This window comes from Ahniella affigens (assembly GCF_003015185.1).
GTDB classification, from domain to species: domain Bacteria; phylum Pseudomonadota; class Gammaproteobacteria; order Xanthomonadales; family Ahniellaceae; genus Ahniella; species Ahniella affigens.
In genome coordinates this window covers 321511-347672 of sequence record NZ_CP027860.1, presented here as the reverse complement: position 1 = coordinate 347672, position 26162 = coordinate 321511, and the positions used below count along the sequence as shown (strand labels likewise).

20 protein-coding genes and 1 tRNA gene are annotated in these 26162 nt (G+C 62.2%); 11 read left to right on the top strand and 10 right to left on the bottom strand.

From position 1 onward, the window contains the following. The first annotated feature begins 28 nt into the window (after window positions 1–28). Window positions 29–2692, top strand: a complete 2664-nt coding sequence (locus C7S18_RS01220; protein ID WP_106889829.1) for an EAL domain-containing protein — start codon at window positions 29–31, stop codon at window positions 2690–2692. A 161-nt stretch (window positions 2693–2853) separates the two neighbouring features. Next, complete coding sequence (locus tag C7S18_RS01215; protein ID WP_106889828.1) at window positions 2854–5292, top strand: ATP-binding protein; 2439 nt, start codon at window positions 2854–2856, stop codon at window positions 5290–5292. A gap of 199 nt (window positions 5293–5491) precedes the next feature. Here C7S18_RS01215 and C7S18_RS01210 read toward each other — a convergent pair whose 3' ends face one another. Together C7S18_RS01210 and C7S18_RS01205 are read right to left on the bottom strand one after the other, a co-directional pair. Next, entirely contained in the window at window positions 5492–6097 is a 606-nt protein-coding gene (locus C7S18_RS01210; protein WP_106889827.1) for a hypothetical protein, read from the bottom strand. Window positions 6098–6118: 21 nt separating this feature from the next. Continuing rightward, window positions 6119–6685, bottom strand: coding sequence for an RNA pyrophosphohydrolase (locus C7S18_RS01205; protein ID WP_106889826.1), 567 nt, complete (start codon window positions 6683–6685; stop codon window positions 6119–6121). Between the two features lie 270 nt (window positions 6686–6955). Between C7S18_RS01205 and C7S18_RS01200 the strand changes: the two genes are divergently transcribed. Next, window positions 6956–7032, top strand: a tRNA-Met gene (locus C7S18_RS01200). Between the two features lie 82 nt (window positions 7033–7114). Here C7S18_RS01200 and C7S18_RS01195 read toward each other — a convergent pair. Then, window positions 7115–7594, bottom strand: coding sequence for a DUF1203 domain-containing protein (locus tag C7S18_RS01195; RefSeq protein WP_106893869.1), 480 nt, complete (start codon window positions 7592–7594; stop codon window positions 7115–7117). A 232-nt stretch (window positions 7595–7826) separates the two neighbouring features. Between C7S18_RS01195 and C7S18_RS01190 the strand changes: the two genes are divergently transcribed. Further along, window positions 7827–8933, top strand: a complete 1107-nt coding sequence (locus C7S18_RS01190; RefSeq protein WP_106889825.1) for a bifunctional transcriptional activator/DNA repair enzyme AdaA — start codon at window positions 7827–7829, stop codon at window positions 8931–8933. Between the two features lie 102 nt (window positions 8934–9035). On the opposite strand, the gene C7S18_RS01185 is transcribed toward C7S18_RS01190, so the two are convergent. Continuing rightward, window positions 9036–13943 carry a fibronectin type III domain-containing protein gene (locus tag C7S18_RS01185; RefSeq protein WP_146151704.1) on the bottom strand — a complete coding sequence of 1636 codons (4908 nt, stop codon included), beginning with the start codon at window positions 13941–13943 and terminating at the stop codon, window positions 9036–9038. Window positions 13944–14197: 254 nt separating this feature from the next. Here C7S18_RS01185 and C7S18_RS01180 point away from each other — a divergent pair, with 254 nt between their 5' ends. Both C7S18_RS01180 and C7S18_RS01175 read left to right on the top strand, forming a co-directional pair. Further along, on the top strand, window positions 14198–14929 hold the full coding sequence (locus C7S18_RS01180; protein ID WP_106889823.1) for an ECF-type sigma factor: 732 nt from the start codon (window positions 14198–14200) through the stop codon (window positions 14927–14929). Next, window positions 14919–17684, top strand: coding sequence for a serine/threonine-protein kinase (locus tag C7S18_RS01175; RefSeq protein ID WP_170113044.1), 2766 nt, complete (start codon window positions 14919–14921; stop codon window positions 17682–17684). Before C7S18_RS01180 ends, C7S18_RS01175 begins: the two co-directional genes overlap by 11 nt. A 266-nt stretch (window positions 17685–17950) precedes the next feature. Here the strand turns inward: C7S18_RS01175 and C7S18_RS01170 are convergent, their stop codons facing one another. From C7S18_RS01170 to C7S18_RS01160, 3 genes are read right to left on the bottom strand one after another with little or no spacing between them, the layout of a single operon-like run. Continuing rightward, entirely contained in the window at window positions 17951–18829 is an 879-nt protein-coding gene (locus C7S18_RS01170) for a nuclear transport factor 2 family protein (RefSeq protein ID WP_106889821.1), read from the bottom strand. A 57-nt stretch (window positions 18830–18886) separates the two neighbouring features. Further along, window positions 18887–19153, bottom strand: coding sequence for a zinc ribbon domain-containing protein (locus C7S18_RS01165; RefSeq protein WP_170113043.1), 267 nt, complete (start codon window positions 19151–19153; stop codon window positions 18887–18889). 16 nt (window positions 19154–19169) lie between these two features. Further along, window positions 19170–19754 (bottom strand): TetR/AcrR family transcriptional regulator, encoded by a 585-nt coding sequence (locus tag C7S18_RS01160; protein WP_106889819.1) that lies wholly within the window; start codon window positions 19752–19754, stop codon window positions 19170–19172. A gap of 234 nt (window positions 19755–19988) precedes the next feature. Here C7S18_RS01160 and C7S18_RS01155 point away from each other — a divergent pair, with 234 nt between their 5' ends. Both C7S18_RS01155 and C7S18_RS01150 read left to right on the top strand, forming a co-directional pair. Continuing rightward, window positions 19989–20543 (top strand): HD domain-containing protein, encoded by a 555-nt coding sequence (locus C7S18_RS01155; protein ID WP_106889818.1) that lies wholly within the window; start codon window positions 19989–19991, stop codon window positions 20541–20543. 164 nt (window positions 20544–20707) lie between these two features. Next, the gene (locus tag C7S18_RS01150) at window positions 20708–21019 is read left to right on the top strand and encodes an ArsR/SmtB family transcription factor (RefSeq protein ID WP_106889817.1); all 312 of its coding nucleotides are present in this window, start codon (window positions 20708–20710) and stop codon (window positions 21017–21019) included. A 36-nt stretch (window positions 21020–21055) separates the two neighbouring features. Here C7S18_RS01150 and C7S18_RS01145 read toward each other — a convergent pair whose 3' ends face one another. Together C7S18_RS01145 and C7S18_RS01140 are read right to left on the bottom strand one after the other, a co-directional pair. Then, complete coding sequence (locus tag C7S18_RS01145; RefSeq protein WP_106889816.1) at window positions 21056–22279, bottom strand: hypothetical protein; 1224 nt, start codon at window positions 22277–22279, stop codon at window positions 21056–21058. A 79-nt stretch (window positions 22280–22358) separates the two neighbouring features. After that, window positions 22359–22697 carry a hypothetical protein gene (locus tag C7S18_RS01140; protein ID WP_106889815.1) on the bottom strand — a complete coding sequence of 113 codons (339 nt, stop codon included), beginning with the start codon at window positions 22695–22697 and terminating at the stop codon, window positions 22359–22361. 220 nt (window positions 22698–22917) lie between these two features. Between C7S18_RS01140 and C7S18_RS01135 the strand changes: the two genes are divergently transcribed. Continuing rightward, a complete protein-coding gene (locus C7S18_RS01135; protein ID WP_146151703.1) occupies window positions 22918–24174 on the top strand; it encodes a zinc-dependent metalloprotease family protein in 1257 nt (418 codons plus the stop codon). Window positions 24175–24326: 152 nt separating this feature from the next. Here the strand turns inward: C7S18_RS01135 and C7S18_RS01130 are convergent, their stop codons facing one another. After that, window positions 24327–25133 carry a helix-turn-helix domain-containing protein gene (locus tag C7S18_RS01130; RefSeq protein ID WP_106889813.1) on the bottom strand — a complete coding sequence of 269 codons (807 nt, stop codon included), beginning with the start codon at window positions 25131–25133 and terminating at the stop codon, window positions 24327–24329. Between the two features lie 197 nt (window positions 25134–25330). Here C7S18_RS01130 and C7S18_RS01125 point away from each other — a divergent pair, with 197 nt between their 5' ends. Both C7S18_RS01125 and C7S18_RS01120 read left to right on the top strand, forming a co-directional pair. Continuing rightward, window positions 25331–25759: a hypothetical protein gene (locus C7S18_RS01125; protein WP_146151702.1), complete on the top strand. Its 429-nt coding sequence runs from the start codon at window positions 25331–25333 to the stop codon at window positions 25757–25759. Continuing rightward, complete coding sequence (locus C7S18_RS01120; protein WP_146151701.1) at window positions 25756–26130, top strand: phosphopantetheine adenylyltransferase; 375 nt, start codon at window positions 25756–25758, stop codon at window positions 26128–26130. Before C7S18_RS01125 ends, C7S18_RS01120 begins: the two co-directional genes overlap by 4 nt. Window positions 26131–26162 lie beyond the last annotated feature (32 nt).

The following is a 26162-nucleotide window of genomic DNA, read 5'->3' as shown; positions in this document are numbered from 1 at the left end:
CAGGCCCCAGGTCCAGGGGTCGAGCACGATGCTCCGCGCGGAAGAAACACCAGTCAATGCTGAACACAAACAGGCGTTCTTGAAGTTTCTGCCCAAGCGCCTAGAAGCTCTCGGCAAACGCGGCCGACGGCTGCTCATGGGCGGCTGGGACATCAATGCGTTAAATGTACTGTTTCAGGAAATCCAGACGCTGGCTGGCGCTGCGGGTCGTTATGGCCTTGTGGAATTGGCGGAACTGCTCTTTGCCATGGAACTCAATCTGGCACCGAATATCGAGCAGGTCACCCTGCCCGATGCCGCCTGCGCTGAGAAATTCAGCCTGCACCTCGGGCAGATGAACCGCTTTGTCAGCAAAGACTCGTCTGAACTGACCAACAAGCAGGCTGTGAGCACGCGCGCCGCGGCGGTCAAGTCGCACGTGCCACTGCTGGTCACGCCGCCGGCCAACTACTGGCAACGCTGGACATCGGCACATGTCGACGTCCCAGCGGTTGTCGAACCGGCCAAACTGGCGCCGGCCCCCGTTGCAATCGAGACGCCGACCCGGGCGGCCGTCACCACATTTGTCCCGCCGACCCGTCTGGAAGCCAAACCGGCCGAACCCGTGCGCCCAGCGCCGACTCCGGCCACCGATCGCTCGGTCTACCATTTGTCCGACGGCAACCCGCTCGCCAAGGAGATCGACCAGCGCTTGCAGCAGGGGCGCCTGCCTCTGGAGCCCGTCGAGGATGCCGAAGAACTGATCGAAGTGATCGGCGCGCTCACGCCCGCGATGGTCATCGTCGATGCCGCGTTCATCGAGGCCATTGACCGGATTGGCGACACCTTGCGCCTCGCCCGCGCCCGGTCTTCGCAAAAAATCAGCTTTGTGGTCTTCACTGAGTCGAATGACATTGCCACCCGCCTTAGGGCCATGCGCGCGGGCGTGGACGCGTTCATTGTGCTGCCGGCGTCCGCCAACGATGCGTTCGCGCGCATTCAGGAACTGATCGACAACGACGCCACCCAGCCGTTCCGGGTTCTGATCATTGAGGACGATCGCTCGCAGGCGCTCTTTGCCGAATCGATTCTGCGCAAGGCCGGCATGGAGACCCGGGCGGTCATGGATCCATTGAGCGCACTCGAAGAGTTGCAGCCATTCGACCCCGAACTGATCCTGATCGACCTGTACATGCCCGGGTGCGACGGCCTGGAGCTGACCACCTTGATCCGCGAGCGCGAGGGCTTTCATCAAGTCCCAATTGTGTTTCTATCGGGCGAGCACGACGAGGAAAAACGCTTCGACGCCCTGAGTGTTGGCGGCGACGACTATCTGGAAAAGCCGATCCGGCCCAAACACCTCATCTCGGCGGTGACCAACCGCGTCCGGCGCGCACGCGGCACGGCCAAGCGGCAGCCCGTGGTCGTCAACGCCAAACGGGAAGATGCGCAGGGCTTGAGCGAGCGCTCGTTTGTCATCGACAAACTGACCGAGATCGTTTCCGGTGACGAAGCGCGTCTACAACCCGGTGGCGTGATGTTCCTGCTCGTCGAAGGGGCAACCGGTATTCGCGACAAGTTGGGCCTGACCGGCTTCGATGATCTGATGAAGCAAGTCAGCGCCTTTCTGGTCGGACTGTTTCCGGGCCGGGACTATCTGGCCCGGTATGGCGACACCACGTTCTTTGCGCTGATCCACGAGCAGGACGAGAATGACATGCTGGCTGCCGCGACCAAAATACGGCAAACGGTGGACAAACACATTTTCGAGGTGGGCGACCGCAGCACCAACGTTGCGCTGAGCATTGGTATCGCCAGCTTCCATCAAAACTTTGGCGAAGCGGGAGCCATGCTGAACGCCGCTGAGCGTGCGTGCGCACTGGCCCGCAAGAGCCCGGATCAGCGCGTCGCGCTGTTTCAGACCACGGTCACCAAAACCGGCGGCAGCGAAGAGGCGGAGGTGGCCGAGTTGCTCCGCGAGGCCATCCGCAACGACCAATTGCAATTGCTGTTCCAGCCCGTCGCGTCGCTGCGCGGTGCGGGTGAGGAGCAGTTTCAGGCTTTCGCGCGATTGCGCGCCGATGGCGGCCGGATGTATTCGGCCGGCGTCATTGTGCCCATGGCCGAGCGCAACGGCCTGATCCATGGTCTGGATCGCTGGACGCTGACCCGGTGCCTGATGGTGATTGCCGACCGCGCCCGCGAGAATCACCCCATTCGGCTGTTTGCCCATCAGTCGATCGATTGCATCAACGACCCGCAGCGGCCATCGTGGCTGAAATCCCAGATTGAAGCACGCCAGGTCAATCCCGCCTGTCTCGTACTCGAGCTGAAAACCTCTGATGCCGCAGCCCGCGTGCGCCAAGTCACGGCATTTACCGAGGCGATGCGCACCATCGGGGTCAAGCTCTGCCTCAACACGTTTGAGTCAACGATGAGCAACTTCCAACTGCTGCAACATGTGCCAGTGGAATTCATCAAACTCTCCCACAAGTACACGTCGCCCGAGGGCCAGACGCCCGCGATCCGGGCCGAACTGCGCCAAACCATCACCCATGTGCGGGAACGCGGGATCCGCATCATTGCGCCACAGGTCGAGGACGCGCAGTGTGCGGCCGCTCTGTGGAGTACCGGGGTGGACTACATTCAGGGCGATTTCGTCCAACAAGCCACGCAAAGTCTGGATTTTGACTTTGCTGCTGCGGCAATCTGAACAAACTGGCATGATTGCAAAGAACCTGGACGCCCGGCTTGCCACGAATTCAGACCGGAAAGGCCGTTTCTGCCCAGCCGGGCTCATCGATGACCATCACTCTGTGGTATGCCAATGAGGGCGACACACCAGTGATGGCGACACACAAGGAATAGCGGACGATGCTTCGTTGGATAGTTCTGGTGGTTGGCTTGGCTGGACTGGTACTCGCGTCCGGTCAGGTACTTGCTGAACCGGCCATGCTCAAATGGTTGGGTCTGGGTCTGGCTGGCGCAGCCCTGCTGGCGCTGCCGTTTCTCGGCCGGCGAAATGATCACGAGGAGGCTGCCGACTCAGCGAACGCAGCAGCGCCATCGTTGCTGAATCGTCTGCCCGAGACAAACCCCATCCAGGCCAAGGAAATTGCCGAACTGCGGAGTGAAGTCGAACGCCTGCGCAGCATCGAGCGTGATCTGACCAGCGCGAAGCAGTCGGCCGAGGCGGCCATGATGGCCAAGGGCGAGTTTCTGGCGACGATGAGCCATGAGATCCGCACCCCGCTGAACGCCATCCTGCCACTGCTCGATCTGGTTCTGAGCACCAAACTGGCCCCGGATCAGCGCGAATACCTGACCACCGCCCTGCAATCGGCCAAACAGCTGCTGTCGATTGTTGACGACATCCTCGACTACTCGAAGATCGAAGCCAACAAACTGGATCTCGAAACCACTGGTCTCAACATCAAGGAAGTGGTTGACGGCGTCACCCGACTGATGTCCCGCAATGCCGAAGGCAAGGGCCTGCAGTACACGGTGCAAATCGATCAGAATGTCCGGCTGGCGCTGCGCGGCGATCCAACGCGCCTTCGGCAGGTCCTGACGAACCTGGTGTCGAACGCGATCAAGTTCACCGAACGCGGCGCCGTCAGTGTGCATGTCAGCCGTCGCAACGATACTCGCACCCATCAGGAAATTCTGTTTGCGGTGCGTGACTCGGGCATCGGGATCACGAACGAGGCGCAACAGCGTCTGTTCAAGGAATTCAGTCAGGCCGACAACTCCACGACGCGCACGTTTGGCGGGACCGGTCTCGGGCTCGCCATTTGCAAGCGGATCGTCGACCTGATGGGCGGCCAGATCGGCGTCAAGTCGGAGGTCGGTAAAGGCTCGGTGTTCTGGTTTACGGTGCCGCTGCTCAAGGCGGCCGGCGATATCACCCCCGGCCGCACCGACATTGCGGGTTGCCGCACGTTGCTGATGACGGGTGACATCAATCTGGGCAAGCGGCTGACCGGCTTGCTGCAAACGTTCGACGTCCCGGTAACGGTCAGCAATACGGCCGCCGATGCCCTGAACAAGCTCAAGGCAACCGCCAAGAACCAGAACTTTGCTTACGAATACCTGCTGATCGACTTTGGCTCAATGCGCGCCACGGCGCTGAGCCTGCTGCGCGGCGTCTTGCGGGAAACCGACCTGAGCGAGGTCCGCCTGATTGGCCTGAGTGGCGACGATCAGTTGCCCGAAGACTTCAAGTCAGGCCCGCGCTCGGTGTCGCTGCACCGCAATGCCCCCGACATCGACTATCGGAACGCCTTGCGGGCGCTCCTGAACCAGGAAGGTCATCAGGCCGCTACCGGTAATGAGGCCGGAGCGGAAGCGATGGCGGCGGCCTCCAACTTGCTCGCCGATACGCCCGCGCCATCCGATGTACCGACGCGCCCAGCCCCTGCCCCAGTCGCTGCTGCTGCCTTTACGGCGCCCCCCCAATCGACACCGTCCGCCAGTGCTGGCGGCTCGGAGACTGGCGTTGGTGGCCACGTTCTGCTCGTCGAGGACAACCCGGTCAACCGCCAGGTCGCGCAGCGCCTGCTGACCCTGATCGGCGTCAGCTTCGAAGTGGCCGAGAACGGCAAGATCGCCGTGGAAAAGGCGGTCGCGGGTCGGTTCGACTGCGTGCTGATGGACTGCCAGATGCCGGTGATGGACGGCTACACGTCCACGCGAACCATGCGCAAACTCGAAATCGAAGGCCAGGTTCAGAAGCGCCCGATCGTGGCCATGACCGCGAATGCGATGGTCGGCGATCGCGAGAAGTGTTTGGCGGCCGGAATGGACGACTACATGTCCAAGCCCCTGAATCGCAATTTGATTGAACAGATGTTGCGCAAGTGGCTGCCACCAGGTGCCCAGTCACGCGTCATGGAAAGCCAACCGGCGGCTCAAAGCGCCGCCAGAGCGTCGGCCCCCTCCCGCAGCGCGGCACCGCAATCGACGCCAGCGAATGAGTCGGCAATCGACAACCGCCTGGTTTCTGACCTGATGGAAATCATGGGCGCCGAATTCGCCGAACTGGTTCGCGTGTATCTGGAAGATACGCCCAAAGCGCTTTCCCAACTCGAACGCGCGGCCCAGACCAATGATGTGGAATCACTGATTGCCCCAGCCCACTCGCTGAAATCGACGAGCGCAAACTTGGGCGCATTGCGACTGTCGGAAATGGCCAAGCGGTTGGAGCACGGCGCCCGGATGGGTGAATTGGGCGAACCGTCCCTACTGGTCGCGCAGATTTACAACGAGTACCAGCGTGCGGCCCAGCAACTGCGGCAACTGATTGGCGCCTGACGATGATGAGCAGGAGCTGACACTTCGCTCATCCCGGGCGGTTTGCAATTCGCGCGCCCGAGACATCGACCTCCCCGGCGAAAGCCAGGAACCGGACTCGCTCTCGCCGAATCAAGCGCGCCTTGGTTTGGCTCGGGCGAAACGAGAACGGGCGAGCGCTGCACTTACAGCGGGTCTTAAAGCAAAGAAATGGGCTGATTCAGACCCGGCCGGCACGTCCGGAAAACCAATTGCGGAAGCGCGCAATCAGGCCGCTATGGGCGGCCGGATGCGGTAGCGCATCGGGTGCGCCCGATCCGACGGCCGCACGCAGGGAGATGTGGTCGTCGGCCTGGCCAATGTAGATTTCGGCCGGAATGCGCCGGAGCGCGATCCTGAAATTGGCGCCTCTGACCGATTTCGCACCGCCATCGGATACCTCGGCGAATGCTTTGAACAACGCGCTGCGCTGAAGCACGCCGACCATTCCAGGACGCGCGCCAGCATGGATCATGCGCGCGGCAAAGATGAAGCAGTCCGGAACCAAGGGTTCGGCCCGAAGCTCAAAGACCTGCCAAACACCGGCCTTGTTTCGGGCATGGAACTGCTCCGGCGGCACCACTTCGTCTGACGTGTGCCCCATGAACACCATTGCCAATACTTCGGGAAGCCATTGCTGCACCCGGCGGGCGAGCATGGGGTCGCCGGTGACGGCGAGCAACGCCGCCTCCTCTTGCTGCGGGTTCAGATCGTCGCGCTCCAGTACCTGCATGGCACGTTCAATCTGGTCGGCATCGAGCGTCGGCAGCGGGGGCACAGCAGTCATCAGTCAGTACTCAATATCGTTTCAGCGCGCCAACTGCCGCCCGCCGCGCAAATAGCCGCGGTGGCGTTTGATTTCGGCAAACTGCGGTGGTGTGGCGCGTTCTGGCAACTCGACCAGAATCCGGGCGTGCGAAGACAGGTGCGTCAGGGCCCGATCATAGACCTCGCGTTTGAAGTCCACGACGTTGTCCAGCGGATACCAGAAATGCACCCAGGTAAACGTGTCGAATTCGGGTTTGTCGGCGGAGTCGAGGCGCACGTCCTCGTCGCAGCCCACCATCCGGAGCAGGAACCAGACCTGCTTCTGGCCCAGACAGACCGGCTTTTCGCGCCGGCGGATGTAACGCTTGGGCAAGCGATAGCGCAGCCAGCCCGGCGTCGAAGCCAATACTTCGACGTGCTCGGGGCCAAGCCCGGTTTCTTCACGCAGCTCGCGGTACATGGCCTCGAGTGGCGTTTCGTCTGAATGTATGCCGCCCTGTGGGAACTGCCAGCCATCGCGGGACACCCGGCGCGCCCAAAAGACGCGGCCGTCGCCCTGCATCAGCACAATGCCCACATTGGGTCGGTAGCCGTCGGGATCGATCACGACCGTGAGGCTCCAAAATTTTTGTCTACGCCCATTCTTCCACGAGCAAGCGAGCGCCGACAAGCAACTCCGGCACAAATTCGAGCCATTTCAGGTCAGAAAGTGGGTGCCGGGGTGCGCGGATTGCATGATGGGCGCCTCGGACCTGCCGATGCTGGGTATCGAGGGTCGGCGCCAGGACTTGACTAATCCAGCGCCAGTCACGACAATCCGCGCCCCTTCCCGAGAAGCGTCCGGTTTTTACGGATACCTTCCCGGAAAGCGTCGTTCGGCTATGTAGCTCAGCCGGTTAGAGCGTGGCACTCATAATGCCAAGGTCGGTGGTTCGAGCCCACCCATAGCCACCACCGAACGTCGCCCAATTCCCGACTTTTTCCCAATGCTCCGAACAACGTGCGCTGCGCGCGGTTTGCGCGCGCCCGACGCGATTCAACCCGCTGCCGCCACCCGTGCTACCCGCGCGGCAAAACACCCCGGCTTGGCATAGTGGGCATGCAGGTATGCGACGTTCGGGTCGTCCAGCATGGCCGAGAATTTCGGCCCGATCTCGTCCCCTTTCCCGAGATCGGCGGCGAGCAGGTCGCCGGCCGCGCTGAACGCCCGAATCGACAACACCCGCCGCTTCAGGGCGGGCGGCACGGTGTCGACCGCGTCAAACGTTGCGGTCGCCTGCTCGTGCACGAAAATCGCGTGGCGCGACCGGTAGGGCGTGTCGGCGGGCTGGTGTTCGTAGTTCAGCAACAGAACGGTACTGCCGATCGGCGCGTCATCCAGACTGATGCGGTCGGGATAGCCCGGGAACACGTCCACGGTCATGCGCCGGATGCCTTGCGCCAACAGATCGGCATCGGATTGTTGAAACAAGGATTGAAACTCGGATTGCGGCAGGCCGCTGATGCGAAACGACATGATGGACTCCCAGGAACAAAAGGTGGTGATCGATTCCGCGATCCCCAGACCGGACTGCGGCAGCAGCGAGACCAGTGTGATCGGCGCGTCACGATCCAACACTCCGAATCTTGCGCGACATCGCAAGCTGCGCCCTGTCAGCGATCGTTGATGCCACGCAAGAATCGGAGTGTCTGGCGCGCCCCGCTGGCTAAGCTGAAGGTCCGAAACCGATTGCCGCTAGAGTCCCGTCATGAGCCTGCCCAGCCCGGAAGAATGCCTGCACGCTGTCCAAACCCGCGACGCGCGGTTTGACGGCCGCTTCGTTTATGGTGTCTTGAGCACCACCATTTTTTGCCGGCCATCATGCCCATCGCGGCCGGCGCGCCCCGAGCACCTCCGGTGGTTCGACACCCCGGGCGCCGCAATCAACGCCGGCTTTCGCCCCTGCAAACGCTGCCGGCCCGAACAAACAGAGCAGTCCGACCAGATTCTGGAGCGCCTGTCCCGCTGGCTCATCGAGCATGCCGACGCCAATCCTAGCCTGGACGATCTCGCGGCGATGGGTCCGTGGTCGCCCACGCAATTGCAAAAGCGCTTCAAGGCATGGCTCGGCATTTCGCCGAAGCAGCTCCTGGATGCCACGCGAAGCGAGGTGTTCAAGGCAGCGCTGAAACGTGGCATGCGGATCACCGATGCGATCATGGAAGCCGGCTTCGGCTCCAGCTCGCGCGTTTACGGCGAGCCGCTCCGGCACTTGGGGATGAGCCCCAAGAGTTGGCGCAGCGGCGCTGCTGGCGAGCAAATCTTTTTTGCGAGCACCGATACGGCGCTTGGCCGCCTGATGATGGCGGCGACTGAAACGGGCGTGTGCTTTGCCGAGTTCGGAACGGACGATGCGGCGTTGCTAGCCAAGCTCCGGCAAGAGTTTCCGAATGCAACGCTACGGGAAAGCCCGGCACGCGAGTCGTCGGAACTCGCGACGTGGTTGCAGGCGTTGTCGGATCATTTGGAACATGACCAACCGCGCCCCAATGTGCCGCTGGATCTCCGCGGCACCGCATTGCAGATCAAAGTATGGCGGTTCCTGCTCGGTACCGAGATCGGCTCGCGGCACAGCTACAGCGAGGTGGCCCGCGCCATCGGCGCCGACAAAGCCCACCGCGCCGTGGCGAGTGCATGCGCGGCCAATCGAATCGCGATCCTGGTGCCTTGCCATCGCGTATTGAGCGCCAGCGGCAGTCTGGCTGGCTACCGCTGGGGCTTGGCGCGCAAGCGGGCACTGCTCGCGCAGGAAGCGCTGGCTGGTCCGGCGCTGGCTCAGGCGACAACGACTCAGCAGAACGTGGTGTCAGACTGAATCACTCGGCGCGTGACGGTGGCGCTGCCATACCAAAATTGCAGAGCTAGCAGTCGTTCCGAAGGTGCGCTTGTTCGCACACCTTCGGCGCGACCACAATGCCTATTCAAAACTCGACGAGAACATTGCATCACCGAGTGTCGCCATGGCGGTAACTGAGTCGCTGGGCGGGGACTCCAGCGTGCTCTTGGCGTAGCTGCTGACGCGGTAGTGCCGCGTGACGCCAAGCGGTGCGCCAAGGTCCAGGAACCCCCGTTCGAAACTGCTGCCCAGGTGTCGCCATTGGCCGTCGCCGTCATGGCACCAGATGCGAAATCCTTCAACCAGATTGAGCGGATCAATCGGTGCGTCCCAGCTCAATTGCACGAGGGTCGTCCCGACCAGGGCATTCGCGTTCAGCCCCTGCACGAGTGGCATACCGCCCAAGCTGATGCTGGCGTCGTTGTTGCCGAGATCACCATCCGTGAACGGCGCGTTGCCAATCAGCAGGCGGGCATACAATCGATGCGGCTGTTCCGGTTTGAAGCCGGTCGGCACCGTTGCATTGAACGAAAAGTTGGCCAGATCGCCGGACGCCATGGACGTCAAATTGCGGCTGCCAATCAACGTACCGCCTTCATCAAGCGGCGCATCCCACGACCAGACGATGCGGGTCGGCGCCACGGGCGACACCACGAAATTCGCGCCGATACTGCGCACTTTGGCGGTCGCGGTGAAGGCTGTACCCGACTGCAGTGCACCCAGGTTCAAGGCCACCTCCTCAACGCGCAGATCTGGCTCGGATGCCATGCTGTATACGCTCAGATCGGCATCGATATTGCCTTGCACAGCCTTACCGACCGCTGCCGACTTCTGGGCATCGCGATACTGATTCTGGGTCAGGAACGGGAGCGGCAAGCCACGGGTGCCGAGCACCACGTACTGTCCGGTGGATGGGTCCATCGCCGCATGGGGTGCAAAGTGTCCACCACCGTCGGCAGTTAACGGCAGCGGTGTCACGGCGTTGCTGTTCGCGGTCACGTTCAACGCGATCAGATCGCCGGTGTGCATGGCCATTCCGATCGGGTCGCCATCGCGCGTGTTGCTGCCCTGGGCGTCGTTGCCAAAGCCGGTGCCGCGCATGACCACCGTGTAGTTGCCGGCATCATCACGCAATGCCTGAGGGCGTTCGCCATAAATCGCACGACCAAACGTATCGGTCAGCGCGCGCGCCGTCACGGTGCAGACGCCTGCCACACAGTTCTGACCCCGCGCCAGCGCGACACGCTGCTTGTTGCCGACGAACATGTCGGGATCATCGGCATAAGTGTGCGCAATCATGAATCCGCCACTGCCATCGCCGACGATACTCGGCCACGCCACGCCACCCGGCAGTCCGCCCGGCACTTGCACCCCTGTGGAATCCATCAGTCGATAGGCGATCCGACGTGCATCGGTATCGGAAAACACGCCATTGCTGCTGCGGACAAACGCAACGGCGCGCTCACCATCAACATAAGCGGCACTTGGGGCCGTATCCAGCATGGCACTGGCGCTGCTATCCACGGCCTGCGGCGTGCTGAAACCGCCGCGCGAGGGCACGAAGGCCGCGTGATAAATGCGGCTGCGATGCTGGCTCATATTGCCGGCCATATCGCGCGTCCATACGGCAAAGACCTCGCCCCCGGACGGGCATCCGGCCTCACCATCGGGACAGGACGCCAGATCGACACCGCCTTCGCCGCCACTGACGGGCGTCAGGGCTGTCTTGCTTGACCAAGTTTCGCCGTCCCAGGTGGCATACATGAGGCGTTGCCTGGCCAAACGCGCCAGCGGCGACAGTGCGGCCATCGTCTGGTAGCTGTCGGCATTTTCCGCCCACACCATCACGGCATGCGAGTCGTTGTAGAAAGCCAGATCAATACTGCGAATCCCGGGCGCGGTCGACAGTACGACCTCATCCTGACTGCGACCGAAGTCGCCACCATCGATCGGACGCACCACCAGCTTCGGCACGGTCTGCATGGTGGGATCGGCCCGCGTGAAGGCCATCAGGCCACTGCCCACAGGCGAGTAGGCGGTGACACTCTGCCGCGGTTGGATACGGGCCGACGGTCGCTGTCCGGGCAGACCCTGCAAGCCATCGAACTTGCCCGCCAGTAGTCCGGAATTCGGCACCGGGCTCGTGTTACAGCCATTGCCAACCTGATCCGAGAGCAGCACTTCGCTGCCCGAAATGTCGTTCAAGGCGTCGCAGATCAGATCGAGCGGCAGGCAGAACACTTCGAAATGCCACGAGAAGAGCAACAAGGCCGTGAAGCACTCTTCGACACGCACGACCGGGTTCGCACTCGGATCGACCGTCACCGGCATATCCAACGCGAACACCGCATCAAGATCGACGCCGCCATCGACGAGATCGAACAGCACGTCGATGTCCAGGTAGAAATTCAAGCCCATATCGAGGCTCGGGGTGGTGGTCATGTTCAACTTCGGCTGGCCGTTGTTGGCAATGGTGGTTTTGCCGGCAATGTCGATCTCGGCCAGGATGTTGAAATTCGCCCCAACTTCGATCCCCGCGAGCAGCGGCACGCCCCAGACGTAGTAGAACAACGGGAAACTGTTGTCGATCAGCGTGTAGTGCTCGGAAAGTTGCTGACCAATCGGGGCTTCAAAGGCCGTCGGTGAACCCGCGCGACCGGCGCTCCGATGGTTGCTGTTGACCGGCGCAAACGTGGTCTGCGCGCCATCAGCGGCGATGAACAGATCGAGCATACGCACGTTCTCGGTACGGTTCCTGAGCGTCCCGATCTGATAGCCGGGACTCTGATCGAGTTGGATATCGGCGTCGCCATTGTCCTCCTCGGCGGTGATCCGCATGTTTTGGCCGCCAGCGCCATAGACCACGGACTGACCATCGATGCGCGAAGCATTCAGCCACGACAGATCGCGCTGCACCATGCTGACGGTGATCTTCTGCTTGACCGAGCCTGCTTGGTCGTCGCCCACGAATTCGGCGTAGCCCTTGATCAGACCGGCGCTTTGCTGGCGCACGTTCGGGAGTTGTGCGCGCCACGTCAGCGACGTGTCGAGCCCGTCGATCGAGCAGTCGAGCGCCGCCCCACTACTGGAGAAGTTGCGCTGGTATTCGTAGCTGCCGTTGCGGTCGAGATCGAGAAAGAGCTTGGCGCTGGCCACCTCACCCGTGATGGCCGGATCAGTGCGTACCGTCAATTCGGTCGGATAGCCCTGCCCCAGCGCTTCCGAAATCCAGGCCGGGTTGACCCCCAATTGGCTGTTGATCGGACCGAATTGCTGGGTGACTTCGGCAAAGCCCTCACTGGCATTCGCCTGATTGCGCACGCCATTGGCGATCCAAGGCTTCGCCGCAAGATCGTAGAGCACGACCTTGCGCAGAATGGGCGGCAGCGGCAGCGTGTAGGTCAGGTTGCGGCCGCCGGAGGCCATTTCGACATTCTGATACCAATCCACGATGCGGGTGGTGTCGTCGCTCGTATCGTCGGTTTCCATACCAGTAAAGAACACGTTGTAGCGATGCGGCAGAAAGTCGTATTCATTCGGCTGCCCAGGCGGAAACTGGAAGCCGTAACCCTGGGCAGACGCGTTGATCGCCAGCGACAGGCCCCGATCGCCAAGTGGGTGGCAGCCCGTTGGGCCGCAATAGAACCGTGGAATCGAAGCAATCATCAGGTCTTGGTTCGCGAACAGGAATTCCGCGCGGCCAGTGTTGCCGGACAGCTGTCGCTCCAGCGTAATGGGACAGCCATAGACATCGGTCAGGCGGAACATGAACTGACCCAATTGATTGGCCAGCCCCATCTGCTGAAGATTCTGCATGATCGATCCCCAAGATGGACCGTCGAGGTCGTCGGCATCGGTCACGGGTGCCCCTTCGACCTGCACGACCGCACCTGGAATCGGTGTGCCGTCCATCCGGACCACGCGGACCGTCAGCTGGCGATAGTCCTCGGGAATGGCATTCAAATTGGCGTTGTTCGCCGCCGTGAATTGACGCACCATCAGGCCATGCGCATTGGTGCTGTCCTGGGTAAACATCAGGCTGCCATGGCGCGACGGCCCAGCGCTCATGCTGAACGCGCCGGGCGATGCGCCGACGATCTCGTATTCGTATTGGTTGCCGACCCGGCGCACCGGCGCCTCGGCGAGCGGAAACACCCGACCATCGTCACCGGTGAACCACATCGTCGTACTCTCGGGCGCCGGTTCGTTCGCAGCGACATTGATCTGACCGACCGAACGCAGCGGCTTGCTCGGCAACGCTTGATTCGGCGGCGGTGTGACGATCGATACCGTGAACGGCGACGGTGGTTTGGCGCCCACATTGATGGTGAACTCGCGCTGGCTGACGATGGCCTTGCCGACCCGATTGATCAGTAAAATTCGCGCTGGCCCAGGCAGATTCGCCGGGCGGTTGGTCGGCAGAATGAATTTGCCGCTGAAGCTCCCGTCACTCACCACGACGGGCCCCAGCACTGACGCCTCTTCATAGAGCACCGTCAGGTTTCCGGCCGTTAATCCGCTGACCGCAAAGCGAAATGACTGACCGGCGGACGGGTTGGTGGTTAGCGGCGTCAAATTCAGGCTGCTCAGCACCGTGAAGCTGTTGTAGGCGGCCACCGTGCCGCCCGTTGTTTTGAGGCGCATTTTGCCGATGCCCACCGGCAGCGCCGGCAGTACGATGCTGCGACTCAAGCTGCCTCGCGGATCCGTGGTGATCGCCGTGCCGATATTCGTGGCCGGCGAGCCGACGAACTCCAATTGGTAGCTGGTCGACGGCGCGAGTCCGCTCGACACGACCCGAATCGTCGCGCCCTGGCTGGCCTTTGCGGGCGTGATCGTCAAGGTGGCCGCCGGTACGCTGTCGAGCCACAGCAACAGGATTGCCGCAAGCACGCACCGCGCGGCAAGGCCGATACGAGGCTTGGGGCGCCCCTGAACTGGTCTCGATGCGATGCGGGCCCTGGCTGGCCCGGATGGATCTGTCTTCATGATTCCGCTCCTCGGCTTCCGGTTAAGGTGGAACGACGCGCTCGTTCGGCGCATTCGTCGCGCGCACCCGGTACCGGTCCGGGTGCAGTCGAGCAAATCGGCTTCTGCCGTCTGCCATTCCTCAGCTACCCGAAATCCCAGAATTCAGGGCCATGAATGCACCTCTGTGATCCGCTTGGGCCGCGGATGGCTTCGGGAACCTGGATTCACACCCGTTCTGGCCCGCTTGTCGCGGTTTTGGTGTTGGGCCCTGCATGAACCTCCGACCTCCGAACCGAGCCGCCGCGGCAACCACGGCACCCATTCGCGCGCGCAAAGCGCGAACCGCTGCGCGTGCGGCAGCGCTGCTGCCATGTAATCTTGGCGGGCATTGCCGGAATGCCCGAACCCGCAGACCCATCACGCCCATGTCGGACGAAGTCACGCTTTTGATCGAACGCGCCCAGGCTGGCGACCGTCTCTCTGCCGACCGGCTGTTCGAGGTGGTCTATCGCGAACTCCACGCGCTGGCGGCGCGACAGCGCCTCACCGTTGGCGTCGGGGACATGGGGGCCACCTCCCTCGTGCATGAAAGCTACATGCGGCTGATCCGTGGGATGTCACTCGGATCGGCGGGACGCGCCCACTTTTTCGCCATTGCGGCGCAAGCCATGCGACAGATTGCGATCAACCAAGTGCGGGCACGCATGGCGGAGAAGCGCGGCGGCGCCATGGACGTGACGTCGTTGGACGGGCTCACTGACGGCGTCGAACCGGCCGAAGGCAAGCCGGTGGACTTGCTCGCGCTCGATCAGGCGCTGACGCGACTGGAGTCATTCGACGCGCGGCTCTCGCGTCTGGTCGAACTGCGCTTCTTTGGCGGCATGAGTCTCTCTGAAGCGGGGGACAAGCTCGGCCTGTCCGAGCGCACGCTCAAGCGCGACTGGCGCAAGGCACGCGCGTTCTTGCATGCCGAGTTGGCCGGGGCGCAAGACGATGAGGCTTGACGCCCGCGCGCTCGGCCGGGTCTCCGATCTATTCGAAGCGCTGGTCGATCTACCCGACTCGGAACGTGCCCGCGCCTTGCAGGAACTCGACACTCATGAGCCGGCGATTGCCGCCGAACTGCGGCGTTGGCTGACCGAGGACGCGCGTGATCAGGGCGTGCTCGACGTCACGTCGCATCGCTTCGCCGTGCCGTTTAGCGAGTCGGACAGCACCACCGCACCCGATCGCAGTGGCCAGATCATCGCTGGCTTTGAGTTGCTTCGCCGGGTGGGTCGTGGCGGAATGGGCGAAGTCTATGAGGCACAGAAGACCGGCGCCGACTTCGAGCAGCGTGTCGCGATCAAATTGCTTCGCTTAGGTTTGGACACCGACGACATGCGCCGCCGCTTCTTGCGTGAGCGTCGGATCCTGGCGCAGCTGCAACACCCCGGCATCGCCCGCTTGCTCGATGGCGGGGTCAGTGCCGATGGCCTGTCGTGGCTGGCCATGGAGTTCGTCGATGGCGCACATTTGCTAGCCGCGGCGCAGGCACAAAAGCCCTCGGTGACTGATCTGCTCGGATGGTTCTTGCAAGTATGCGACGCGGTCGCCTATGCGCATCATCGGCTGATCGTGCATCGCGACCTCAAGCCCTCGAACGTTCTGTTGACCGCCGATCGGCACGTCAAGCTGCTCGATTTCGGCATCGCGAAATTGCTCGATGACGTCGACGACGACGCACTGACCGGCACGGGCATCCAGGTCCTGACGCCAGCCTATGCCGCACCCGAGCAGATTCTCGGCCAACCGATCAGCACGGCGACTGATGTCTATGCACTCGGCCTGATTCTGTATGAGCTACTGACCGGCGAACGCGCCAACCAGCATCAGAGTCGCAGTCTTGATGAACTTGTACGGCAGCTTGATCAGCACAAATTGCCGGCCCCCAGCGTGCGCTTGCTGGCGTCCAATGCTGGCGATGCGGCCGAGCGTCAGGCGCGCGTGCGCCTCGCGCGTCAGATCAGCGGCGAACTCGACACCATTGTGCTGCATGCCCTGAAGCGCGAACCGGATCGCCGCTATCAGAGTGCCGCTGAGTTGGCGGATGATCTGCGTCGCCACCTCAATGGGCACCCGGTGCGCGCGCATCTGGACAGCCCGGCATATCGCCTCCGCAAGTTCATCGGCCGCCATCGCGTTGGCGTTTTTTCTGCGGCGATTGCGGCGAGCGCCATCGTGGGCGGATTGAGCGTTGCCCTCTGGCAAACCAAAGTCGCCAGGGCCGAGGCTGCCAGAGCCGAGTCCGCGCTACAACGCGCAGAGTCGATCAAGGCGTTTTCGCTGTCGCTGTTTCGCGAGCAGGACCCGCTGGCACGCAGCAAGCCAGAGCCGCGCAGCGCAGAAGAATTGATTGACATCGGCATTGCCCGGGCGCGCGAACAGTTTGTCGGACAGCCGGAGGAACGCGCGACCTTGCTGAAGGATCTTGGCGAAATCGAGGTGAGTCTCGCCAGCTTTGACAAGGCACTGGACGCGCTCAACGAGGCCCGCTCGTTGCGGGCGGCCGAGCCCGATGCCGCCAGGACGAACCGAGCCAGCGTGGCCGAGGTCGACATCGCCATTGCGACGGCCAGAATGGGCTTGGGTGAATATGCCGAGGCACTCGCGCTGTTTGAGCGCAGCCTGCCGACCCTACGCCAGCACTATGGTGCCGAATCGCCGCAAATGCTCGCCGCCCGCGCACATTACAGCAAGGCACTATTCGCATTGGGCCGCCGCGACGAAGCGATCGCAGAGGCCGCGGCCCTGCTGCCGATCCATGAGCGGGTGCTGGGCCACGATGCGCCAGAGACCATCGCCCGACTGGCCGATATCGCGTCACTGCAGGAGCAGTCCGATCAGCCCGATGCCGCAGAGCAGTCCGCGCGCCGCCTGATTGCACGCATCGAACAGGTCTATGGTCCCGAGCATGCGTTGCTGATTCGCCCCTTGAGCTTGCTCGCCGATGTCCTGCGCCGTCGCCAGCAGTACGCGTTGGCCGAGCCGGTCTATCAGCGCGGCATTGCGCTCGCGCGCCAACATGACAGCCGCCGATTGCTCGCCGGATTGCTGTTGCGTCAGGGAGATCTGATGCGCCGGATGCAGCGGCTCGACGAAGCCGAGCCCAAACTCGCCGAGGCCGCGAGCCTGTTGCCCGAAGGCACCCCGGAACGCGCCAACGTCGTGTTTCTGCATGCGGCTGTGCTGCGTGCCCGCGGTGATCTCGACGCGGCATCCAAGGCGTTTCAGCAAGCGTTCGAACAGTTCCGCGCGGCACTGGGGCCGGACTCGGTGTATGCCTGGAACGCATCGCTGCAACAGGTGCTGACCGAACGTCAGGCGGGCCGCGGCGCCGCGGCCGAAGCGCAACTCCTTGAGACCGTCGCAAAGCTTCGACAGATCAGCAGCCCAGAATCCTTTGAGGTCGCATCGGCCGCGTCGGCGTTGGCGGATTGGCGGGCGCTGCAAGGTCGGCACCGCGACGCGTTGCCCTTGTTCGACGAAGCGCTCGCCGTCAGCGAGAAGCTGTACGGCGCCGATCATCCGGATAGTCGTGAGTTGCGTTTGGCCCGCGCGGAGAGTCTGCTGGCACTGGCCGATACTGAGTCACGGAAGCGCGCGCGGCTCGATGCCGAGTTCGTCGTGAATAGCGACAAGCCGGCTGCGCCCCTGTCAGACAAGCATCGAGAACACGCGACCAATCTGCTTCAACGTCTCGCAACAAATACGCGATGACTTGGTGATTCTGACCGCAAGTAACCCCCTCCCCCGCACTCGCGGGGGAGGAAGCGCCCCCGCTCCCACGCGAGTGGGAGCGGGCTGGGAAGCGGGCTACTTGCCGCACTGCGCCGTCGCAAGAATCGCGCATCGTCGCCGACAGTCTGATGCGCGAATAAGCGCACCAAAGAAGCGGCTGGACTCCCACGCGAGAAGAAGCGGGCTACTTGCGATTCTGCGAGGTCGTGCAGATCGCGCAGTGCATGTTGCCCCCGACGGTTCGCTCAGATCGGTGGCCGATACACCGTGATGTGGGCCGACACACAGCGCCAGCTGCCCTTCAAATACACCCAGATGTCGGTGTAGCGGTTGATGCCCTTGCGACCATCCTGGCGCTCGTAGTCATTCTCGGCATGGATGACCGCGAGGTTTCCGAATCGCCGGACCTGCACCGTGCCAACCGGAAAGTGTCGCAGATGTTCGGCAAACACCGGCAACGCGAAGTCTGCGAGCGCGGCGGGCCGGTCGTGGAGCGTGCCGTCGCCGAACACCACGACATAGTCCTGACTCAAGTGCGCGTCGTACCAGCCTACGTCGGCGCGGCGAAAGGCGTCGACATACGCGTCATTCAAAGCCGTCAGTACCGCGATTGGATCACCGCTTGGATCGGCCCCTGTCCAGGGCATCACTTGCGGCGCGTCAGCATGTTGAATCGCTTCCGGCAGACCCGGTTTCAGGCGCGTCTGCTGCCCGGCTACCCACTGCCACTGATTGCTGTCCCAGACATACACGTCGGTATTGCGTCGACGTTCTGGCTTGCCGTCGGTCGTACCGAGCAACAGCGACTGCACGATCGCAGCCTGGTTGAATTGGCGGACAAGAACCTGTTCGGACGCCAAGACCGAAAATCGCGGGAGCACTGCGAGGCTTTGCTGCAAGCCCGATCGGTCCCGGCGTTCGCCATCGGCATCGATGACCAAAATGTCATCGCTGATCCAAGCCGCCGTTGCAATTCGGACAGGATCAGCATGGACGCTCACGCGCTCAGCGTGTCGCGCCTTGAGCGCAGCGGTCGCCACGGCACCGTTTGGTGCGGGTAGCGCTGCTGTGGCACTCAGCGCCATTGGAACCAATACGGAAGCAAGCCAGGTGGTATGCGGCATAGGTGACTCCTGTATCAAACGTGTGGGGCGGTTCGGATCGTCGGCGCGCCTGCCGGGCTAGTGGTGCAGGCCTTGCTTCTGCCAGACCGGGCTCGCCAACAAGAGGGCGCGCGCCATCGCTTGCGCCGCGGCGGGTTCGATCCGTTGCTCGCGTGCGAGGTAGTCGGCATTCAAGGCGAGCACTTCATCAAACGGCTTCAGCGCGCCGTTCGCATCGGCACAGGTGCTGCAAAACGCGGCGTTTGGGTTGCCACCCGCAAAGTCGGCAGTTGCCTGCATCGGAAAGCCGCAAGAACCGCAGGAGGGGCAGTGTTGTGTGGACATGATTGGCCTCATGGTTTCAGGGTTGTAAGAGGGCGAGCAGATTGGCTTTGATTTCGTCACGGCGCAGCGCGCAGACCATCTCGTTGGGTGCGAACAAGTCGCGATTGATCAAGTAGTGGTTGCATTGCGCGATCCACAGATTCGCGACCGCGGCCGGATCAACTGCGCGCAAGCGACCGGCGTCGATGTCGCGCGCGAGGGCTGCACGCATTCGCCAGGCCACGCCGGACTGAAACGCAAACAGCCGCGCCCGTGCGGCGGCCGGCAACTGCGTGGATTCGCGCAAGATCTGGGCGTAGAGCGCTTCGTTTGCCAACAACGCATCCAGATGCGCGTCCATCACGGCCGACACACCGACATCCGACCCGTCCGGGATCGTGGCCAGTGCGTCGGTCATGCTCGCCCCGATGTCGTTGAGCAGCGCTTCAACCAATGCGTCCCGCGTTGGGAAGTGCACAAACACTGTCCCATGGGCCTTGCCGACCGCCTTGGCGATGGCAGCCGTCGAGGTTGCCGCAAACCCCTGCTCCGCCACAGTTTTGCGGGCGACGGACAGCAGTTGTTCGCGCGTCGATTGCTTCTGCTCGGCTCGTTTGCTCATTGGATGACTTACCGCTCACTGAGTACGTGCTCAGTATATGGCATTTTGAGCTCGTGTCAAGGCATACCACCGCGCCGAGGCTGCCGGACCGCTATCCACGCATCTTGCCGCGCCGCGCCTACCCCCGGCCCGCGTTCAGGCTCGATTTGGCACGGATTTGCCGCACCGAGCCGGCCGCAGTCTGCAATCATGCAGCGCATCGGCGCCACGTCGCGCCTCCAGCCGGGAGATTGAATGAACCACCAACACGCGGTTCCGATTCGCTTCGTTGCAGCCGTGGCCTTTGCAGCCGAAAAGCATCGCCATCAGCGCCGCAAGGACGCCGAGGCGTCGCCCTACATCAATCACCCCGTGGCGCTGGCGCAAACGCTGGCCGATCTGGGCGGCGTCACCGATCTGGACGTGCTGTGCGCCGCCGTCTTGCACGATACGCTGGAAGACACCGAGACCACGGTCGCCGAACTGACGCAGCACTTTGGCCCGGACATTGCCGCGATCGTGCAGGAAGTGACGGATGACAAGACGCTCTCGAAAGCCGAGCGGAAACAGCTGCAGATCGAACACGCTGGACATGCGTCGCGCCAAGCCAAACTCGTCAAGCTGGCGGACAAGATCTGCAACGTGCAGGACATCCTCGACGCCCCGCCTGCCAATTGGGACAGCGCGCGCAGAATCGAGTATCTCCATTGGTCCAAGGCCGTGGTCGACCGCGTGCGTGGCGTCAATCCGGCGCTCGAATCCACGTTCGACCAGTTGCTCGAACGCGGTCTGCTTTTGCTGAAGGACTGAGTTCCGTTTCGTTGTGACAAACTTGGTGACTCGTCGACGCCAGCAGAGCGTGATCACCGCGGTGCATTCGACCAAACGAGTGCGCCAACCCGCTTTTTGGCCCCGGTTCAGAGCCCGGGCGACACCCCTGCTAAGATCCGCGCAACCGTGATCAACCAACCATCATGCCCTCACGCGCTGCCGACATCCTTGCCCTGAACGCCCGTGCCGAACAGGCTGCGGACTTGCTTCGAGCCATGTCGAATCCGCAACGTCTGCGCGTGCTGTGCCTATTGGCCGAAGGCGAGCGCTCGGTCGGTCAGATCAACGCCGACATCGATTTGAGCCAATCCGCCTTGTCCCAGCACCTCGCAAAACTCCGCGACGAGGGCCTGGTCGACACGCGCAAAGAAGCACAGACGGTGTACTACTCATTGGTCCCGGGACCGGTGCTCGCGATCATCAAAACGCTGCATGGCATTTACTGCCCGCGCTGATTCGCGCGGGATTGGTCGGCAAGTCGGTACCCAGCATCATGGCGCACGCGCCGGCTTGGCCACATCGATCATGACCGCAAAGTCAAACGCGTAGACCATCTGCGCAAAGCTGCTGCCGCCTTGCTCGCGCAACGTACGCATTGCCCGCAGTGGCCGGAGATCGTAGATCGCCCAACCCTGCTGATCCTTGATGGCATCAAGGAACGGCTCACCAGTCACACTGGCAAGCTCCGCACGACCATCATAAGGCACTGCCTCCAAGGTCGTATCGGCCATCACCGGCAACCGCCGATTGACCTGACCACTCAGCGGCAACACCAACAAGTGGAGCGAGGTCTGGCCACGGCTTTCAGCTAGCTCGCTCGCCAGATTGCCAAGGTCGTACTGCCCGGTGGGACTCAAGCCGCGACCGACGTGATAGGCGCCCATCCGGAACATCCAGCGATTCTGCGCGGTGGCATCACCCTGACGATACGCAGCCATGAATTCGCGCTTCATCAAGCGAGCGCGCTCACGATTGGAGCGTGCCGGATCGGAGCTGTTCCAATCGTAAATGTGTGCGCTGTCCGCGAGCGCATCAATGATCCGAGTCGCTTTGGCAGATGGCGCCGACGCCACTGCATGGCGCCACGCCGCAACATCGGCATCCTGCAGATGCAGCAACCCCGCGAGGCTCACGTCTCCGGTTGCCCGCATCTTGGTTTCCAATTCAGACTGGGCCTTGATGGCCTGATCGATGACCGACCGCTGTGACACCGGAACCAAGGGCCGAAGTTGCGCCAGGTTGGCTGGCATCGACAAGATAAACTCCTGATCGACGCCGGCAATCACCTTCCCGGCGTCCAACCAGTGCGCGACCATCGCGGCATCGTCCCGCCATTCCACAAACGCAGCCGACCCGGGAAAGCGGCGCGCGACCTGGGTCAGGTCACCCGCCTGATGCGCCATGCGCAAACGATCCGCCGCCAACGGGCCGATCTCAAGCACCAGTCCATCGGTGGCATCCGTGCCCAAACTCCGATCGAGCGCCACGACAAACTGCGGCACATCCGCAAAACCATGGTCCTCGCCAATCAGAATGAACGGCGCCGCGCGGGCCGCCGCCAACAGGGGCGCCGCGCCTGGACCCGACAATTGCCCCTGATCCATCGCAATGGTCGCTTGGTGTTGCTTGAGGTAATCGCGCAATGACGGCGTATCGTCGGCCGCCGCGGGTAACAGAACAACCGACAATAGGGCAAACAACAGTGGCTTCAACATGATGCGTCTCGCAAGGGTGTCTACACCCGGTAACGAGGTTCGATGCCGAATGCGGACACAGGGTTGCATGCCACGATCACTAATCCGGCCAATGAAACCGATGCAGCACCCGATGCAGGATCGGTGAAAACATCAATGCTGCGGTGACGATGAACACGAGTCCGCTGTATAGCGCGTAGACGCCCGCAAACAGTTTGCCCCCGGCGGTGACGGGCATGTTCACCGGTCCCATGCCGCCTAACAGCATGGCTGAATTCAAGAATGCATCGATCCAAGGTAGGCGTTCAAAGTAGCGGTAGCCGAGCATGCCGACGCCAATCGACGCCACGATCAGGAGGGCAGAAAACCCGAGATGCGAGACCACGCGGCCCACAAAATGCCGGTGCGTCAAGGGCGCCTGGCGTCGATTCTCATACATGGGCTGGACCTCGTTGGGATCGCGAACAGGGCGCGCGCCATGATGGCACGGACGTCCCTCACTGAGCCTTCACCTATTGCACCGCACAACCAAAAAAAGTGACGCAACCGATTTTTTCCCAGCAGAAATTGTGTATCTTCGATGGGCTGTCAGCGCATTGGGAGAATGGATTCGCGCCTGGCAGACGCCGCAACACGCAAACATCAAAGAGAAGAAACCAATGAAGATTGCACGTCTTGCGTTTTGTTTGAACGCAGCGTTGGCGGCTGGCACCGCCTTTGCTGCCGATGATCTGTTCACGCCCTCGGGCAATCGCGAACAGTTCATCGCACCCGGGGAAATGCTCGCCAAAGTTGCTCAAGACCCATCGAACGAACGGATCGAACTGGTCCGCGCCAATGCCAACTTGATCAGCGCGAAAACGCGTGATTTACGGCTGAGTCTGCCAGGTGGGCTGAGTATCAACGCGCTGCAAAGCCGTTTTGAAACCATGGCCAGTGGCAATGAAGTCTGGATCGGCGAGTTGGATGCTGGCGTCGCCAAGGGCCTCGACACCCAGGGCCGTCAGGCACTCGATGCCAACGAGAACACCATTATCGCGGTTCGCTCCGGCGACACGATTCTGGCCAACATTCGCGTCAACGGCGCGCTGTATCGGCTCGTGCCGGTCGATAAGGGTCAGCATGCGTTGATTGAAGTCGATCAGAGCAAGTTTCTGCCTGATGAAGACGCCGCAGCTTACGCAGAGATGGTCCGCCATGCACCGCCACCGCGCGCGATGGATCGAAATTGGGTGGAGTCGAACGCCAAGGCCATTTCGACCATTCGCGTCATGGTGGCATTTGGTCCGGCGGCGGCTTCGGCCATCGGCAACGATCAGCAAACGGTGGATCTGGCGTTTACCGAGTCCAACAACGCCCTGGCCGCAACGAACACCGACATTCGGTTCCAGCAGGCCGGGTCGATTCAGTATTACACGCAATCAGAAACCAACAACTACACGACCATGCTGTCGCGCCTGACCAATGGTTCTGATGGGTTCTATGATGCGATCGCGGGCCAGCGCAATACCAATACGGCCGACATCGTGGCGTACGTGGCACCCGCCAGTTCCACGCTCTGTGGCCAAGCGGCCGGCATCGCCACATCGAACGCCAGTGCGTACTACGTGATGTCGCCGAGTTGCATGACCGGCAATTACACGTTCGTGCACGAGGCCGGCCATGTCATTGGCACGCGCCATGACAACGACCCGACCACGACACCTTATGCCTATGGCCACGGTTATGTGATCACAAGCGTCAGCCGCCGCACGGTCATGGCCGTCAATAACGGTCCTTGCCCAAGCTGCACCCGCATTGGCGCGTTCTCCTCGCCAAACTACACGATTAGCGGCGTGGCCATCGGCACGGCGAACTTCAATGACAATACCCGCGTGCTGCGAACGCGCGGCCCGACGGTGGCAGCGTTCCGCTGAGCAATCGTTACCCGAATTGACACAGGCCCTGATCAAGCCTGCTACATTCGGGGTTCAAACAACGCGGTGCGACCTGATTCCACGCTCAGGCGACACCCAACCCGAAGTCCGGCTCCGGCCGGACTTCTTTTTTTGGCGACTCATCACTAGGGTCAGGTTGGGCTGACTGCAGATGCCAACGTCTGCAACAGCGCCGCTGATTCGATATCAGCTGGAAAAAACGCCTCGACCGCAAGCTCTGCGAGCGTGACCTCCACCGGCGTACCAAACACGGTGATGGTCGAAAACAAACGCAACACGCCTTGCGGTGTTTGCAGGCAGATCGGCAGTACCACGCGCTCATCCGGACTCGTGGCCACGGCTCCCGGCGCATCGGGACACGACGGATACGCGGCAATCTCTTCGTGTAAGTCCAGCAATCCTTGGTCGCCCGTTTGCCGGAACTGCACGATCAGGCGATGCAGGATATGAGCGCGGACTGACTCCAGGTTCAGAATCCGCGATGCCAGTCCCAACGGGTGCAGGCTCAATCGAATCACGTTGATTGGCGGCGCGAGTAACGTGGCGTCCACGCCTTGCAAGAACAAACCGGCTGCCGCATTGGCCTTCAGCATGTTCCAATGCCGGTCCACCGCAATGGCGGGCAAATGTCCGTGCGCGGCAAGCACCAGATCAACCGCCGCCAACGCCGCAGACATCGGCGGTGCGTCCAGTGTGTGCTGCGGATACTCGGGCGAGAATCCGGCTGCGAGCAACCACTCATTGCGTTGTCTTAGCGGCAGACTCAGCAATTCCGCCAGATGCAACACCATGCCCCGGCTCGGCCGCGAACGACCCGTTTCAATGAAGCTCAAATGCCGGGTAGAGATACGAGCATCAGTCGCCAGCGCCAACTGGCTCAACCGGCATTGCTGCCGCCGTTGCTTGAGTGCTGTACCGAAGTCCAACCGTGTTCGCATTGGGAGACCCCTTGCCGTCCGCGGGATCATGCCAGGAGGCGTGCGCACTGCCCATGATCTGGGAGGTAATGGCGGCAATTCCGAGAATCTGCCTGCTTGCCGCGATTCAGTGCGCCGCGCCTTGACTTGACCCAATAGGTAATCGCTTTGCTGCACGCTTCCACGCAGCATGCGCACACCCCAACCTGGAGTGTGTCATGACAATGTTGATCCCGAGTTCCCTACTCCGTTTCGCGCTGAAACTTGACGCCGGTGTCTCGGCGCCGTTTGGACTATTCAGCGCGCTATTGGTCAGCACGTTGGCCGCGCGGACCGCGTTGCCCGCGAGCCTGATACTGATCACCGGTCTGGTCTGCCTGCCTTACGCAGCATTGTTGATCTGGCTTTCGGGTCGTCAACACTTGGCGCGCTTCGGCATCGCGGCGATTGTCATCGGCAATCTGCTGTGGGCCGATGCCGCGATTGCCTTGGCATTTGGCTGGCTGGGCGCCAAGCCAAGCAGCGAAGGACTGATCCTGCTCGCGATCCACGCCATCGCAACCGGCACGTTCGCGGTGTTGCAGGCTGCGGGTTGGTACCGATCCACCGTGGCCAACGCCGCTAGCCGCACACCGGTCGCCGCGTGAACCAGGACCGCGTCGTTCAATCCTGCCTGTTGCTGGCGGCATTGATCCATCTGCTGCCGGTTGCCGGAGTCTTGGGTGCCGAGCGACTGCAGACGCTCTACCGACCCGGAGACCTCGGCCCGACCGAGGTCTTGCTGCTGCAGCATCGCGCCCTGCTGTTCGGCGTCTTTGCGATGGGCTTGCTGGTTGCGGTGTTTCAGCCGAACTGGCGCATTCCGACCGCAGGGATGACCTTGCTCAGCGTGCTGGGTTTTCTGGTACTGGCCGGTCTGAATCGCGACGCCGTGAACCCGGCATTGCTGCGCGTGGTGATTGCCGATCTCATCGCGTTACCTGCGCTCGTTGTCGTGATTTGGATGAGCAAACGCTGAGCCCAGCCAACAGATTCTCTCGCCGCCTCGAA

What these genes read in the sequence shown, in the direction of transcription:
- C7S18_RS01215 (WP_106889828.1), top strand. Translation starts at nt 2,854, where the DNA reads ATGCTTCGTTGGATAGTTCTGGTGGTTGGCTTGGCTGGACTGGTACTC.
- C7S18_RS01185 (WP_146151704.1), bottom strand. Translation starts at nt 13,943, where the DNA reads ATGAAGACAGATCCATCCGGGCCAGCCAGGGCCCGCATCGCATCGAGA.
- C7S18_RS01160 (WP_106889819.1), bottom strand. Translation starts at nt 19,754, where the DNA reads ATGAGCAAACGAGCCGAGCAGAAGCAATCGACGCGCGAACAACTGCTG.
- C7S18_RS01175 (WP_170113044.1), top strand. Translation starts at nt 14,919, where the DNA reads ATGAGGCTTGACGCCCGCGCGCTCGGCCGGGTCTCCGATCTATTCGAA.
- C7S18_RS01130 (WP_106889813.1), bottom strand. Translation starts at nt 25,133, where the DNA reads ATGCGAACACGGTTGGACTTCGGTACAGCACTCAAGCAACGGCGGCAG.
- C7S18_RS01145 (WP_106889816.1), bottom strand. Translation starts at nt 22,279, where the DNA reads ATGTTGAAGCCACTGTTGTTTGCCCTATTGTCGGTTGTTCTGTTACCC.
- C7S18_RS01220 (WP_106889829.1), top strand. Translation starts at nt 29, where the DNA reads ATGCTCCGCGCGGAAGAAACACCAGTCAATGCTGAACACAAACAGGCG.
- C7S18_RS01125 (WP_146151702.1), top strand. Translation starts at nt 25,331, where the DNA reads ATGACAATGTTGATCCCGAGTTCCCTACTCCGTTTCGCGCTGAAACTT.
- C7S18_RS01150 (WP_106889817.1), top strand. Translation starts at nt 20,708, where the DNA reads ATGCCCTCACGCGCTGCCGACATCCTTGCCCTGAACGCCCGTGCCGAA.
- C7S18_RS01140 (WP_106889815.1), bottom strand. Translation starts at nt 22,697, where the DNA reads ATGTATGAGAATCGACGCCAGGCGCCCTTGACGCACCGGCATTTTGTG.
- C7S18_RS01180 (WP_106889823.1), top strand. Translation starts at nt 14,198, where the DNA reads ATGAACCTCCGACCTCCGAACCGAGCCGCCGCGGCAACCACGGCACCC.
- C7S18_RS01210 (WP_106889827.1), bottom strand. Translation starts at nt 6,097, where the DNA reads ATGACTGCTGTGCCCCCGCTGCCGACGCTCGATGCCGACCAGATTGAA.
- C7S18_RS01170 (WP_106889821.1), bottom strand. Translation starts at nt 18,829, where the DNA reads ATGCCGCATACCACCTGGCTTGCTTCCGTATTGGTTCCAATGGCGCTG.
- C7S18_RS01155 (WP_106889818.1), top strand. Translation starts at nt 19,989, where the DNA reads ATGAACCACCAACACGCGGTTCCGATTCGCTTCGTTGCAGCCGTGGCC.
- C7S18_RS01195 (WP_106893869.1), bottom strand. Translation starts at nt 7,594, where the DNA reads ATGTCGTTTCGCATCAGCGGCCTGCCGCAATCCGAGTTTCAATCCTTG.
- C7S18_RS01190 (WP_106889825.1), top strand. Translation starts at nt 7,827, where the DNA reads ATGAGCCTGCCCAGCCCGGAAGAATGCCTGCACGCTGTCCAAACCCGC.
- C7S18_RS01165 (WP_170113043.1), bottom strand. Translation starts at nt 19,153, where the DNA reads ATGTCCACACAACACTGCCCCTCCTGCGGTTCTTGCGGCTTTCCGATG.
- C7S18_RS01135 (WP_146151703.1), top strand. Translation starts at nt 22,918, where the DNA reads ATGAAGATTGCACGTCTTGCGTTTTGTTTGAACGCAGCGTTGGCGGCT.